The organism is Halomonas sp. BM-2019 (assembly GCF_017584085.1).
The window spans coordinates 3,246,395-3,259,465 of sequence record NZ_CP071922.1 but is presented as its reverse complement, the minus strand read 5'-3'; the positions used below and the strand labels follow the sequence as shown (position 1 = coordinate 3,259,465).

12 protein-coding genes and 1 pseudogene are annotated in these 13,071 nt (G+C 70.8%); 12 read left to right on the top strand and 1 reads right to left on the bottom strand.

What is annotated here, in order from left to right:
• The 3 genes from J5F18_RS16180 to J5F18_RS16170 form a co-directional block, all read left to right on the top strand.
• A partial coding sequence (locus tag J5F18_RS16180; RefSeq protein WP_346299576.1) for a SulP family inorganic anion transporter occupies positions 1-1,482 on the top strand: 1,482 nt, incomplete at its 5' end.
• Positions 1,483-1,564: 82 nt separating this feature from the next.
• Entirely contained in the window at positions 1,565-2,038 is a 474-nt protein-coding gene (locus J5F18_RS16175) for a YeeE/YedE family protein (protein WP_346299575.1), read from the top strand.
• Entirely contained in the window at positions 2,035-2,463 is a 429-nt protein-coding gene (locus tag J5F18_RS16170; protein ID WP_346299574.1) for a DUF6691 family protein, read from the top strand. Before J5F18_RS16175 ends, J5F18_RS16170 begins: the two co-directional genes overlap by 4 nt.
• Here J5F18_RS16170 and dsbG read toward each other — a convergent pair.
• The gene (dsbG, locus tag J5F18_RS16165; protein ID WP_346299573.1) at positions 2,452-3,213 is read right to left on the bottom strand and encodes a thiol:disulfide interchange protein DsbG; all 762 of its coding nucleotides are present in this window, start codon (positions 3,211-3,213) and stop codon (positions 2,452-2,454) included. The two genes, J5F18_RS16170 and dsbG, sit on opposite strands and share 12 nt — an antisense overlap.
• A gap of 181 nt (positions 3,214-3,394) precedes the next feature.
• Here dsbG and nrdR point away from each other — a divergent pair, with 181 nt between their 5' ends.
• The 9 genes and pseudogenes from nrdR (at position 3,395) to lon (ending at position 12,832) form a co-directional block, all read left to right on the top strand.
• Positions 3,395-3,877 carry a transcriptional regulator NrdR gene (gene nrdR, locus J5F18_RS16160; RefSeq protein WP_346299572.1) on the top strand — a complete coding sequence of 161 codons (483 nt, stop codon included), beginning with the start codon at positions 3,395-3,397 and terminating at the stop codon, positions 3,875-3,877.
• A gap of 80 nt (positions 3,878-3,957) precedes the next feature.
• Positions 3,958-5,010 (top strand): annotated as a pseudogene (ribD, locus tag J5F18_RS16155) (bifunctional diaminohydroxyphosphoribosylaminopyrimidine deaminase/5-amino-6-(5-phosphoribosylamino)uracil reductase RibD); the annotation flags it as partial.
• A gap of 204 nt (positions 5,011-5,214) precedes the next feature.
• Entirely contained in the window at positions 5,215-6,414 is a 1,200-nt protein-coding gene (ribBA, locus tag J5F18_RS16150) for a bifunctional 3,4-dihydroxy-2-butanone-4-phosphate synthase/GTP cyclohydrolase II (protein ID WP_346299571.1), read from the top strand.
• A 66-nt stretch (positions 6,415-6,480) separates the two neighbouring features.
• Positions 6,481-6,975, top strand: coding sequence for a 6,7-dimethyl-8-ribityllumazine synthase (gene ribE / locus J5F18_RS16145; RefSeq protein WP_346299570.1), 495 nt, complete (start codon positions 6,481-6,483; stop codon positions 6,973-6,975).
• Positions 6,972-7,475 carry a transcription antitermination factor NusB gene (nusB, locus tag J5F18_RS16140; protein WP_346299569.1) on the top strand — a complete coding sequence of 168 codons (504 nt, stop codon included), beginning with the start codon at positions 6,972-6,974 and terminating at the stop codon, positions 7,473-7,475. The genes ribE and nusB overlap by 4 nt, the downstream gene beginning before the upstream one ends.
• A 13-nt stretch (positions 7,476-7,488) precedes the next feature.
• Positions 7,489-8,520 carry a thiamine-phosphate kinase gene (gene thiL / locus J5F18_RS16135; protein ID WP_346299568.1) on the top strand — a complete coding sequence of 344 codons (1,032 nt, stop codon included), beginning with the start codon at positions 7,489-7,491 and terminating at the stop codon, positions 8,518-8,520.
• Positions 8,517-8,990, top strand: coding sequence for a phosphatidylglycerophosphatase A (locus tag J5F18_RS16130; RefSeq protein ID WP_346299567.1), 474 nt, complete (start codon positions 8,517-8,519; stop codon positions 8,988-8,990). Before thiL ends, J5F18_RS16130 begins: the two co-directional genes overlap by 4 nt.
• A gap of 51 nt (positions 8,991-9,041) precedes the next feature.
• Complete coding sequence (locus J5F18_RS16125; RefSeq protein ID WP_346299566.1) at positions 9,042-10,277, top strand: DUF945 family protein; 1,236 nt, start codon at positions 9,042-9,044, stop codon at positions 10,275-10,277.
• A 110-nt stretch (positions 10,278-10,387) separates the two neighbouring features.
• Complete coding sequence (lon, locus tag J5F18_RS16120) at positions 10,388-12,832, top strand: endopeptidase La (protein WP_346299565.1); 2,445 nt, start codon at positions 10,388-10,390, stop codon at positions 12,830-12,832.
• Positions 12,833-13,071 lie beyond the last annotated feature (239 nt).

Here is a 13,071-nt window from a genome sequence, read left to right as displayed (position 1 = left end):
CAGGGCACCCCGGAGTACCTCGGCGCGGCCCTGGTGCTGGCGCTGATGTCCGGGCTGATGCTGACCCTGATGGGGGTGGCGCGGCTCGGTTTCCTGGCCAACTTCCTGAGCCACCCGGTGATCTCCGGCTTCATCACCGCCTCGGGACTGATCATCGCCGCCAGCCAGCTCAAGCATGTGCTGGGGGTCGAGGCCGGCGGCCATAACCTGCTCGAGCTACTCCTTGGCCTGGCCGGCAGCCTGGGGCAGGTGAACGCCCCGACCCTGGCGATCGGGCTCTCGGTGCTGGCCTTCCTCTACGCCGCACGGCGCTGGCTCAAGCCCGGCCTGATGCGCCTGGGCGTGGCGGCGCGGCCGGCGGACATGCTCACCAAGGCCGCGCCGATCCTCGCCGTGGCGGTGACCACCCTGGCCGCCTGGGGGCTCGGCCTCGATGAACGCGGGGTGGCCGTGGTGGGGGCGGTGCCGGCGGGCCTGCCGCCCCTGACCCTGCCCGGCGTCGACGGCGACCTGTGGCGCCAGCTCTTCGTGGCGGCTCTGCTGATCAGCATCGTCGGCTTCGTGGAGTCGGTCTCGGTGGGGCAGACGCTCGCCGCCAAGCGACGCCAGCGCATCGACCCCGACCAGGAGCTGGTGGGGCTGGGTACTTCCAACATCGCCGCCTCCTTCACCGGCGGCATGCCGGTGACCGGCGGCTTCGCCCGCTCGGTGGTGAATTTCGACGCCGGCGCCGAGACCCCCGCGGCCGGCGCCTTCACCGCGCTGGGCATCATGGCGGCCGCGCTGCTGCTGACGCCGCTGATCGCCTACCTGCCCATCGCCACCCTGGCGGCCACCATCATCGTGGCGGTGCTCTCCCTGGTGGACCTTGCCGCCATCCAGCGCACCTGGACCTACTCGCGCAGCGACTTCGCCGCCATGCTGGCGACCATCGTCGTGACCCTGGGCGTCGGCGTGGAGAGTGGCATCCTGGTGGGGGTGGGGCTGTCGCTGGCGCTGCACCTCTACCGCACCAGCCGCCCCCACAGCGCCGTGGTGGGGCGGGTGCCGGGGACCGAGCACTTCCGCAACGTGCAGCGTCACGCGGTGGAGACCGACGAGCGGTTGGCGATCCTGCGGGTCGACGAGAGCCTCTACTTCGCCAATGCCCGCTATCTGGAGGACACCGTGATGGAGTTGGCGGCCCGCCAGCCGGGCCTCGAGCACATCGTGCTGGCCTGCCAGGCGGTCAACGTCATCGACGCCTCGGCGCTGGAGAGCCTGGAGGCGATCAATGCGCGGCTCAGGGATGCCGACGTTCGCCTGCACCTGGCGGAAGTGAAGGGGCCGGTGATGGATCGCCTGGCGCACACCGCGTTCTGTCAGGCGATGACCGGCCAGGTATTCCTGAGCACCTATGACGCCTGGCGGGCACTGCGCGGCGAGGGCGATGCCCCCCTGTCGCGGCCCTGCGGGGTCATGCGGGTAACCGAACCACCCTGATCACTCTTCATCACCCCGTCGGCTCGACCTCTCCGACCGACACCCGAACCCTGAATCGACAACTGAAAGGAGCAAGCGAGAAGTGGACTGGAGCGCATCCCTGAGCGGACTGGCCGGCGGTATCCTGATCGGCCTGTCCGCCACCTGGCTGATGGCCACCCTGGGCCGCATCGCCGGCATCAGCGGCATCATCGGCAACCTGATCACGGTTCGGCCTAAGGGCGACAGCGCCTGGCGGCTGACCTTCCTGCTGGGCCTGATCAGCGGGCCCCTCCTGCTGATGCTGCTTGGGGGCGGGCTCGGCAACGTGGCCGGCACCGGGATCGACGTGACGGGCGCGGTGATCGGCGCCCCCGCCGGCGGCGTGGCGCTGATGCTGGTCGCCGGCCTGCTGGTGGGCCTGGGCACCGGGCTCGGCAGCGGCTGCACCAGCGGCCACGGGGTCTGCGGCCTGTCGCGGCTCTCGCCGCGCTCCCTGGTGGCGACCCTGACCTTCCTGGTGGCGGCGATCGTGACCGTCTATGTGGTGCGGCATCTGATCGGAGGTGGCGCATGAAGACCACGACCTTGAAGCCAGTGATGGGCTATATCGCCGGCCTGCTGTTCGGCCTTGGTCTCGGCATCTCCGGCATGACCGACCCCGCCCGGGTGCTGGGCTTCCTGGACCTCGCTGGCGCCTGGGACCCGACCCTGATGTTCGTGCTTGGCGGCGCCGTGGTGACCAACTTCATCGGCTACCGGCTGGTCTTCAGGCGCTCCAACCCGATCTACGGCGAGGCCTTCCAACTGCCCACTCGCCGGGACCTCGACGGTCGGCTGATCGGCGGGGCGGCGCTGTTCGGCATCGGCTGGGGGCTCTCCGGCTACTGCCCGGGCCCGGCCTTCGCCTCCCTCGGCGGCCTCACCGCACCCCTGGCCGCCATGCTGGTGGCGATGATCGCCGGCTGGTACCTGGCCCGGGCGATTCCCTCACGGGCCTGAGCCTCCCATCACCTCGATCAGGCGCTCGGGGCTCGGCATGCCCTGGACGCGGTCGACCCGCTCGCCATCGCGGAACAGGGTGGAGGGGGTGGCGATCATGCCCAGCTCGTCGAAGAGCTGGTTGTTGGCGTAGACCTGCTCCTCGATCTCCCGGGACTGGGCCGCCGGGGTGATCGACTCCCCGCCGCCGCTGTGGGCGTGCAGTGCCGCGGCGGGGTCCTCGGCGCCCAGCAGGGTCGCCGCCTTGGCGGGGCTGTTGGCGGCGAGGATGCCCACCATGATGTGACGCAGCTGCACCTCGCCGGCCTCCACCCAGGGGCGCGCCGCCTCCCAGAACTGCCGGCAGTAGGGGCAGTTGGGGTCGGTGAAGGTGTAGACCACCCGCGGTGCGTCGGGGTCACCGTCGAAGATCCAGTGGCTCTGCTCGAGGCGCTCCCACACCCGGGCAAACTCGGCGGCGCGCACGTGCTCGTCCAGGAAGGCGTCGGAGAGGTCGTTGCCCTCGGCGTCCACCAGGGTGCCGACGATGGCGTGCTCGCCGTCCGGGGTCAGGTAGATGGCCACCTCAGCGGTGGGGTAGCTGGCCGCATAGCCGGTCAGGCCGCCGGGAGCCTCGAACTCGGCATGGATCTGCAGGCCCTGGGCGCTGAGCGCCTGGATCGGGGCCGGCCAGTGCTCATCGGCGAGGGCGGGAGCGGCCATCGCCAGGGCCAGGACGCCGGCGGGAAGCAGGGGGGAGGGCAGCTGCATGGGAGGATCCTTTCTGACAGGGCAAGTGAGAGGGTGGCGTGGCGGCCAGACGCAGGGTCAAGTATCCAGAATACCGGATCGACGGCTGCCGAGGGCACTGCGGGCCGCGCTGGGCGAGGGCGGCCCCAGCCGTTACAATATGACAACGCCCCTCTTGATCTCCCGGCCCCGGAACCCAGCCATGCACTGCCCCTTCTGCGGAACTCATGACACCAAGGTCACCGACTCGCGGCTGGTCGCCGAGGGCGACCAGGTGCGCCGGCGCCGCCAGTGCGTGGCCTGCGGCGAGCGCTTCACCACCTACGAGACCGCCGAGCTGGTGATGCCCCGGGTGATCAAGGGCGACGGCTCCCGCGAGGCCTTCGACGAGGGCAAGCTGCGCGCCGGCATGCTGCGCGCCCTCGAGAAGCGTCCGGTCAGCGCCGAGGCCATCGAGGCGGCGGTGCAGCGCATCCGCCAGACCTTGCGCGCCCGCGGCGAGCGCGAGATCCACGCCCGCGACATCGGCGAGGAGGTGATGCACGCCTTGAAGCGCCTCGATCAGGTCGCCTATATCCGCTTCGCCTCGGTCTACCGCCGCTTCCAGGACATCGACGAGTTCCGCGCCGAGATCGATCGCCTGGCCCAGGAGCCGAGCTTCCAGCCCGACGATTCCCGGGGCTGAATCGTCCTTAACGCCCCCCGCAAGCCCGACAAGGAGCCCCATGGCCAAGCAGATCCCCGAAGCCTGGATGGCCAGGGCCCTGCGTGCTGGTCAAGGACGAGCGCCTGGTCGGCGAGGGCTTCCACGAGCGCGCCGGCGAACCCCATGCCGAGGTCCTCGCCCTGCGCCAGGCCGGTGAGGCCGCCCGCGGCGCCACCGCCTACGTGACCCTGGAGCCCTGTTCCCACCAGGGGCGCACCGGGCCCTGCGCCGTGGCGCTGGTCGAGGCCGGCGTCGCGAAGGTGGTGGTGGCCATGGCCGACCCCAACCCGGCGGTGGCCGGTCGCGGCATTGCCCGGCTGCGCGAGGCCGGGATCGGGGTAGAGGTGGGGCTCCTGGAAGACCAGGCCCGGGCGCTGAACCCCGGCTTCATCATGCGCATGGACCACGGCCGCCCCTTCGTGCGGCTGAAGATGGCCATGAGCCTCGACGGCCGCACCGCCATGCGCTCCGGCGAGTCCCAGTGGATCACCGGCCCCCAGGCCCGCCGCGAGGTGCAGCGCCTGCGGGCCCGCTCGAGCGCGGTGCTGACCGGCGTGGAGTCGGTCATCTTCGACAATTCGCGGCTCACCGTGCGCCCGGAGCAGGCCGAGCTCGAGGGCGTCGAGCTGATCGCCGGCCGCCAGCCGCTGCGGGTGGTGGTGGATACCCGCCTGCGCCTGCCCGAGGCCGCCGCCTGCCTCACCGAGCCCGGCCGCACCCTGGTGGCCACCGTGGAAGGGCACGAGCCCGAGCGGCGCGAACGGCTCGAGGCCGCCGGCGCCGAGGTGGTGGCGCTGCCCGCCGATGCCGAGGGCCGCGTCGATCTCCACGCCCTGCTGCGCCACCTGGCCGACGTGGAGCAGGCCAACGAGGTGCTGCTGGAGACCGGGGCCACACTGGCCGGCGCCATGCTCGACGCGGGCCTGGTGGACGAGATGCAGCTCTTCGTGGCACCCACCCTGCTGGGCGGCGAGGCCCGGCCGCTGTTCCAGCTTGCCGGCATCGAGACCATGGCCCAGCAGCGCGGGGTGGAGATCCTCGACATCCGCGCCGTGGGCAACGACTGGCGCATCACCGCCCGGCCGAAGCGGCAGGCGGTGGCCAGGGCCTGAGCCCGGCGGCACCCTCGTGCTCGGCGCCCGTCGCTCGGTGCTCGGCGCTTCAAACTGGCGCCCGTCGCCGTGCCAAGGCTCTTTACTGGCGCCCGTCGCCGCGCCAAGGTAACCTGACGCCGTTTCGAGGCGGCACCGACGCCTGCGGACGACGCAACCGTCGGCGCAGGACGACAGCCGCCATGCTGAATTTCTGGAGATCTCATGGTGCACTCAACTGCCGGCGGACTGGCTCCCATCGAGGACCTGATCGAGGACATCCGCCAGGGCAAGATGGTGATCCTCATGGACGACGAGGATCGCGAGAACGAAGGCGACATCATCATGGCCGCCGAGAAGGTCCAGGCCGAGCATATCAACTTCATGGCGCGCCACGCCCGGGGCCTGATCTGCCTGCCCATGACCCGCAGCCGCTGCGAGCGTCTCAAGCTGCCGCTGATGGTCACCGACAACGGCTCCGGTTTCGCCACCAAGTTTACCGTCTCCATCGAGGCCGCCGAGGGCGTGACCACCGGCATCTCCGCGGCCGACCGCGCGCGTACCGTGCAGGCCGCGGTGGCGCGCGACGCCTCCGCCGAGGATATCGTCCAGCCGGGGCATATCTTCCCGCTGATGGCCGAGCCCGGCGGGGTGCTGCGTCGGGCTGGGCACACCGAGGCGGCTTGCGACCTGGCCGCCCTGGCCGGCCTCGACCCCAGCGGTGTGATCTGCGAGATCATGAACGACGACGGCAGCATGGCGCGTCGCCCGGAGCTCGAGCGCTTCGCCGAGGCCCACGGCCTGAAGATGGGCACCATCGCCGACCTGATCCACTACCGCATCCACAACGAGCAGACCGTGGAGCACGTGGAGGCCACCGCGGTGAAGACCGCCTTCGGCGAGCTGGACCTGCATGTCTTCCGCGACAGCATCCAGGGCGCTCATCACCTGGCGCTGGTCAAGGGGCGCCCCGGCCCGGACGTCCCGACCACGGTGCGCGTGCACTTGGCCGACACCATGCGCGACCTGCTCTGCCTGCAGAAGGGGGACAACTCCCACTGGACCTCCCACCAGGCGATTGCCGAGGTGGCGCGCAGCGAGCGCGGGGTCTTCGTGCTGCTCGACGACGGTCGCCCGCGGCTGGACCTGCGCGACTACCTGGACACCTTCCTGGAGCGCCGGCGTGCGCCACGCACCAGCGACTCCGACGGCGCCGGCAACTACCTGACCATCGGCACCGGCTCGCAGATCCTGCGCCACCTGGGCGTGGGCAAGATGCGTCTGCTCAGCTCGCCCTGGAAGTTCTCGGCTCTCTCCGGCTTCGACCTCGAGGTGGTCGAACGGCTGGGCCCCGACGACGTCGGGGAGCTTGTCGACAAGGCCGAAGGCGCCATGCCCGAGCACTCCGAGACCCGCGGCGTCTGACGCCGATTCACCGACCATCGAGCGGGCGCGGCACCGCCGGGCCCCCGCACCATCAGGAAGAGCAACATGGAACCCATTTCTCAAGTGGAAGGCAGCTTCATCGACGTGGATGGCCGCTATGTGATCGTGGTGGGGCGCTTCAACCACCACGTGGTGGACAGCCTCGTCGAAGGGGCGGTGGACAGCCTGGTGCGCCACGGGGTGGCCGGCGAGAACATCGATATCGTCCACGTGCCGGGCGCCTGGGAACTGCCGCTGGCGGTCAAGCAGGTGCTCAAGGTGGCCCGCCCCGATGCGGTGATCGCGCTGGGCGCGGTGATCCGCGGCGGCACCCCCCACTTCGAATACGTGGCCGGTGGCTGCAATGCGGCACTGGGCAACCTGCAGCTCGAGTTCGATACCCCCATCGCCAACGGCGTGCTCACCGTCAACTCCATCGAACAGGCCATCGAGCGCGCCGGTACCAAGGCCGGCAACAAGGGCACCGAGGCGGCCATGGCGGCCATGGAGATGGTCTCGCTGCTGCGCTGCTTCGGCGACGACGAGGGAGAGGAGGCATGAGTCGCGACCGCGCCCGAGGACCCTCCAAGGCGCAGCAGGCGCGCCGCGCCGCCCGGGAACTGGCGGTGCAGGGCCTCTACCAGTGGCAGATGACCGGCAAGTCGATCACCGCCGTGGAGGCGGAGTTTCGCAGCCAGGTGGCCGACGATGATCTCGAGGAGCACGAGAACTGGCACAAGGTCATGGAGATCGCCGACCTGGCGCTCTTCCATGAGCTGCTGCACAACGTGGCGCGTTTCAAGGCCGACCTCGATGCCGCCATCTCGCCGCTGCTCGACCGCCGGCTGGAGGAGCTCGACCCCATCGAGCTGGCGATCCTGCGCCTGGGCGCCTACGAGCTCTCCCGTCGCCTGGAGGTCCCCTACCGGGTAGTGATCAACGAGGGGGTGGAGCTCGCCAAGTCCTTCGGCGCCACCGACGGTCACAAGTACGTCAACGGTATCCTCGACAAGCTTGCCGGGCGGCTGCGCGCCTCCGAAGTGACCGCCCGCCGCCGCTGAAGGGGACGTCCCCATGTCCAGTGAACCGTCCAGTCAACCCCGGCACGGCGAATTTGAACTGATCGCCCGCTACTTCACTCCGGCGCCCCCCGGCCCCGAAGCCGGCGTGGCGCTCGGGGTGGGCGACGACTGTACGCTGCTGGCCCCCGCCCCGGGGCGGCAGCTGGCGGTGAGCGTCGACACCTCGGTGGCCGGCGTCCACTACCCCGAGGAGGCCCCCGCCGAGGCGGTCGGCCACCGGGCGCTGGCGGTGAGCCTCAGCGATCTGGCGGCCATGGGCGCCCGCGCCCGCTGGTGCCTGATGTCGCTGACCCTGGCGAGCGCCGACGACGCCTGGCTTGCGGGCTTCTCCCGTGGCTTTCGCACGCTCTGCGACATGACCGGCACCGCCCTCGTGGGTGGCGACGTGACCCGCGGGGCGACCAGCATCGGCGTGACGGTGATGGGTGAAGTGGTGCCGGGCCGTGCCCTGACCCGCCACGGCGGTCGCCCGGGCGATCTGGTCGCGGTGACCGGGGCGCTGGGCGGCGGTGCCGGCGGGCTGGTGGCCTGGCAGCGCGGCGAGCGGGACCTGGCCCATCCGCTGTTGGCTCGCTATCTGCGCCCCCAGCCGCGCCTGGCCGCCGGCGAGGCGCTGGTGGGGCTGGCCACGGCGGCCATCGATGTCTCCGACGGCCTGCTGGCCGATCTGGGCCATATCCTCGAGGGCTCCGGCGTGGGCGCCACCCTCGACCCCGAGGTGCTGCCCCTGGCCGATGGCCTCGTCGAGGCGCTGGGCGAGGCCCCGGCCCGCCGTGCGGCGTTGACCGGCGGCGACGACTATGAACTGGTGGTGGCCCTGCCGCCCGAGCGTCTCGACCAGGCCAGGGCGAGGCTCGTCGCGCTGGGGCTGCCCCTTACCGTGGTCGGTCGTCTCGAGGCCGAGCCCGGCCTGCGCGGGGTCGAGGCGCTGTCGCGAGGGGGCTGGCAGCACTTTTCTGCGGCCGGCGCTCCGGCGGCCGGCGTTCCGGCGGCCGGCGCGCAGGGTGCGGGAGGTGGTGCATGAATCGCGCGCCGGCCAGCGTCTGGCATCGCCCGACCCATTTCCTGGCCTTCGGCCTGGGCAGCGGTGCCGCCCCCTGGGCGCCCGGCACCTTCGGTACCCTGGCCGCCATCCCCTTCTACTGGCTGCTCTCGGAGCTGCCCCTGGACTGGTACCTGGGCGTGGTCGTCGTGGCCTTCGTCTGGGGCGTCTGGCTCTGCGAGAAGACCTCCCGCGACCTTGGGGTCCACGACCACTCCGGCATCGTCTGGGACGAGTTCGTGGGCTACTGGATCACCATGGCCGCGGTGCCCTTCTCCTGGGAGGCCGCCCTGTGGGGCTTCGTGCTCTTCCGCATCTTCGACGTGATCAAGCCCTGGCCGATTCGCTGGGCGGATCGCCGGGTGGCGGGGGGCTTCGGCATCATGATCGACGACGTGATGGCGGGCATCTACGCCTGGAGCGTCATGCATATCTGGTTCTGGCTACACTGAGGGGTCGAGGCAACGCCGCCCGCCGGGGCCACCCGAGGGAAGGGGGGAGCAATGCGCAAGGAACGTCTGATCGTCCCGGTGGCAGTGGGGCTCGCGGTGATCTGGGCGCTGGCCCAGTACCTCGCCGCGCTGCTCTTCGAGCGAGAGCTGGCGCGTGCCCTCCTCGACCTGGAGGCGCGCGGCGAGCTGGTGGTCGAGCGCAGCGGGGTGGAGCGCGGCTGGCTGAGCTCCTCCGGCATCGTGCAGATCTCCCCCGTGCTGGGCGACGGCTGGCGGCTCCAGCTCAGCTACGAGGCGCGCCACGGCGTCTTCAGCACCCGGGTCGAGGGCGAGGCGAGGCCCCTCGCCGGCCCCCACCAGGTTCGCCTGTTCGGCGACTGGCTGCCGTCCAGCCCGCCGCGCTGGCACGCCCACTACCAGACCCTCGGCGGCACCCTCGAGGGCAGCATCCAGCTGGCCCCCTTTCTCGTCAGCCAGGGCGACCGGGAGCTCGACTTCCGGGGCGGCCAGGTCTCCTTCGGCGGCCAGCAGGGGGACTGGCGGCTGCGGGCCCACACCCAGCCGTGGCGCCTGACCGATGGGGTGGCGACCCTGGAATCGGGGCGCGCCAGCCTGGAGAGCCGCTACGCCTATACCGCCGGGGCCCACCACTTCACCCAGCACGACCTGCTGCGTCTCGATCACCTCGCCTGGCAGCAGCCGGGACTGCAGTTGGAGGCCAGGGAACTCGACTACCGCAGCCGCATGCTGCTCGATGACAGCGAGCTTCGCATCGACAGCGAGCTGACCCTGAACGAGGTGCTGGCCGCGCAGCAGGTGCTGCTGACCGGCCGGGTGGCCCTGGAGCTCTCGCGCATCAACGCCGACGCCGTGCGCGAGACCCTGGCGGCGCTGGGCCAGCAGGCGGCCAAGGCCTATCGGCTCGAACCCCGTGAGCTGCTCGCGGCGCTGGAGCCTGAGCTGGTCGCCCTGCTGGCCGACTCCCCGCGGCTGGACCTGACCGAGGTGGACCTGGAGAGCCCCATGCTGGGACTTGTGGTCCGCGGCGATGGCGCGCTCTTCTTCGACCCGCGCCGCCTCGACGAGCTGAGCCCATCGCGGCTCGACGACGCGGCGGAGCAGGCGCGCTGGCTGGCCCGCCTGGATGGTGACGCCACCTGGCGCGAGGTGCCCACGGTGGTCGCCCTGTGGCTGGGCCTGCCGCTGGGGACCCGGGACCTGGAGATCGATGTCATCCGCGGCCGGGTCCGCGTCAACGGGCGCCCCCTGCCGCCCCTGTGGCGATGAGTCACGGTCCCTGTGAAGTCGCTCGGCGCCAGGGCGGCTTGAACTTGGGGGGTGTCGCCCGCATTCCTGAGCCAACGGCATGAGCCACCATCGGATCAGGATGAGACCCCATGAGCGACGATCAGGATCGCCGCCACGACCCGGACGCCCCGGAGTGGCTGAACGAGCCCCAGGACGAGCAGGACCCGCTTCTCGACGACCCCTCCGGCCGCGGCCATCACGCCGTGGTGCCGGCGCGGGAGCCCCTGCCCGAGCGCATCTACCTGCTGCCGATCCACAACCGCCCCTTCTTTCCCGCCCAGGTGCAGCCGCTGGTGATCAACCGCGAGCGCTGGGAGGAGACCATCGAGCGCGTGGCCAAGACCCCGCACCACACCGTGGGCCTGGCTTTCGTCGGCGAGGCCGCAGTGGAGGGGCTTGCCCATGGCGACTTCCCGGAGATCGGCACCGCGGTCAAGGTGCACAAGCTGCAGGGCGAGGAGGGGCAGCTGCAATTCATCGCCCAGGGCCTGCAGCGCTTCCGCATCCAGCGCTGGCTCTCCAAGGAGCCGCCCTATCTGGTGGAGGTGAGCTATCCCCGCGAGCCGGTGGACGCCGAGGCGGACGAGGCCCGCGCCTATGCCATGTCGCTGATCAATGGCATCAAGGAGCTGCTGCCGATCAACCCGCTCTATGGCGAGGAGCTCAAGCACTACCTCAACCGCTTCAGCCCCCATGAGCCGGGCCCGCTCACCGATTTCGCGGCGGCGATCACCTCGGCCAAGGGGCGCGAGTTGCAGGACGTGCTGGCCACGCTGCCGGTGCTCGCCCGCATGCAGAAGGTGCTGCCGCTGCTGCGCAAGGAGATCGAGGTCGCCCAGCTGCAGAGCGAGATCAGCGACCAGGTCAACGCCCAGATGCAGGAGCGCCAGCGGGAGTTCTTCCTGCGCGAGCAGCTCAAGGTGATCCAGCGCGAGCTGGGCATCTCCAAGGACGATCGCGAGAACGACGTCGACACCTTCCGCGACCGCCTGGAGAGCCTCGTCGTGCCGCCCAAGGTCTTGACCCGCATCGAAGAGGAGCTCGACAAGCTCGCCGTGCTGGAGACCGGCTCGCCGGAGTACGGCACCACCCGCAACTACCTGGACTGGCTGACCAGCATGCCCTGGGGCGTGCGCAGTCAGGACCAGCTCGACCTGGCACACGCCCGCCAGGTGCTCGACCGCGACCATGACGGCCTGGCCGACGTGAAGGAGCGCATCATCGAGTTCCTCGCCGAGGGCACCTTCAAGGGCGACGTGGGTGGCTCCATCCTGCTGCTGGTCGGCCCGCCCGGGGTGGGCAAGACCTCCATCGGGCGCTCCATCGCCGAGGCCCTGGGGCGGGAGTTCTACCGATTCTCGGTGGGCGGCATGCGCGACGAGGCGGAGATCAAGGGCCACCGGCGCACCTATATCGGCGCCATGCCCGGCAAGCTGGTGCAGGCGCTCAAGGAGGTGGAGGTCGAGAACCCGGTGATCATGCTCGACGAGATCGACAAGATGGGGCAGTCCTTCCAGGGCGACCCCGCCTCGGCGCTGCTCGAGGTGCTCGACCCGGAGCAGAACGTCGACTTCCTCGACCACTACCTGGACGTGCGCCTGGACCTCTCCAAGGTGCTCTTCGTGTGTACCGCCAACACCCTGGACGCGATCCCCGGGCCGCTGTACGACCGCATGGAGCAGATCCGGCTCTCCGGCTACATCGCCGAGGAGAAGCTGGCCATCGCCCGCAATCATCTGTGGCCCAGGCTGCTCCAGCGCGCCAATATCCCGAAGAAGCGCATCAACCTGACCGCCGCGGCGCTGCGCCAGCTGATCGAGGGCTATGCCCGGGAGGCCGGGGTGCGCCAGCTCGAGAAACAGCTGCACCGCATCGTGCGCAAGGCGGCGGTGACCCTGCTGGAGGACGACCAGCCGACGGTGAAGGTGTCGGTGAAGAACCTCGAGGCGTATCTGGGGGCACCGCTGTTCCGCAAGGAGCAGGTGCTCACGGGGGAGGGGGTGGTCACGGGGCTGGCCTGGACCGCCATGGGCGGGGCGACCCTGCCCGTCGAGGCGGGCAAGGTGCACTCCCTGACCCGCGGCTTCAAGCTCACCGGCAAGCTCGGCGAGGTGATGCAGGAGTCGGCCAACATCGCCTACAGCTATGTACTCGGGCACCTGGCCGAGTTCGGCGCCGACGCCGACTTCTTCGACTCCGCCTTCGTGCACCTGCACGTGCCGGAGGGCGCCACCCCCAAGGACGGCCCCTCGGCGGGGGTGACCATGGCCACGGCGCTGCTCTCCCTGGCGAAGCACCGCGCCATCGAGCGGCCCCTGGCCATGACCGGTGAGCTGACCCTGACCGGCCAGGTGCTGCCGGTGGGCGGCATCCGCGAGAAGGTGATCGCCGCGAGGCGCAGCGGCATCTTCGAGGTGCTCCTCCCCGATGCCAACCGCCGCGACTACGACGAGCTGCCCGACCACCTCAAGGAGGGCATGACGGTGCACTTCGCCAGGCGCTACCGGGACGTGGCCCGGGTGGTGTTTGGCTAGGCCCTTCGGGCAGCGCCCAGCTACAAGCGCCAAGCGCCCAGCCGTTCAGTGACGGGCGGCTGGTGCCGAGTCGAGACACTTGACGGCAGCATGGCTGGCGGCATCATCCTGCTGCGCTAGGCGCTAGGCGCTAGGCGCTAGGCGCTAGGCGCTAGGCGCTAGGCGCTAGGCGCTAGGCGCTAGGCGCTAGGCGCTAGGCGCTAGGCGCTAGGCGCTAGGCGCTAGGCGCTAGGCGCTAG

Coding starts and splice junctions, on each gene's coding strand:
- J5F18_RS16170 (WP_346299574.1), top strand. CDS start 2,035: ATGAAGACCACGACCTTGAAGCCAGTGATGGGCTATATCGCCGGCCTG.
- dsbG (WP_346299573.1), bottom strand. CDS start 3,213: ATGCAGCTGCCCTCCCCCCTGCTTCCCGCCGGCGTCCTGGCCCTGGCG.
- nrdR (WP_346299572.1), top strand. CDS start 3,395: ATGCACTGCCCCTTCTGCGGAACTCATGACACCAAGGTCACCGACTCG.
- ribBA (WP_346299571.1), top strand. CDS start 5,215: ATGGTGCACTCAACTGCCGGCGGACTGGCTCCCATCGAGGACCTGATC.
- ribE (WP_346299570.1), top strand. CDS start 6,481: ATGGAACCCATTTCTCAAGTGGAAGGCAGCTTCATCGACGTGGATGGC.
- nusB (WP_346299569.1), top strand. CDS start 6,972: ATGAGTCGCGACCGCGCCCGAGGACCCTCCAAGGCGCAGCAGGCGCGC.
- thiL (WP_346299568.1), top strand. CDS start 7,489: ATGTCCAGTGAACCGTCCAGTCAACCCCGGCACGGCGAATTTGAACTG.
- J5F18_RS16130 (WP_346299567.1), top strand. CDS start 8,517: ATGAATCGCGCGCCGGCCAGCGTCTGGCATCGCCCGACCCATTTCCTG.
- J5F18_RS16125 (WP_346299566.1), top strand. CDS start 9,042: ATGCGCAAGGAACGTCTGATCGTCCCGGTGGCAGTGGGGCTCGCGGTG.
- lon (WP_346299565.1), top strand. CDS start 10,388: ATGAGCGACGATCAGGATCGCCGCCACGACCCGGACGCCCCGGAGTGG.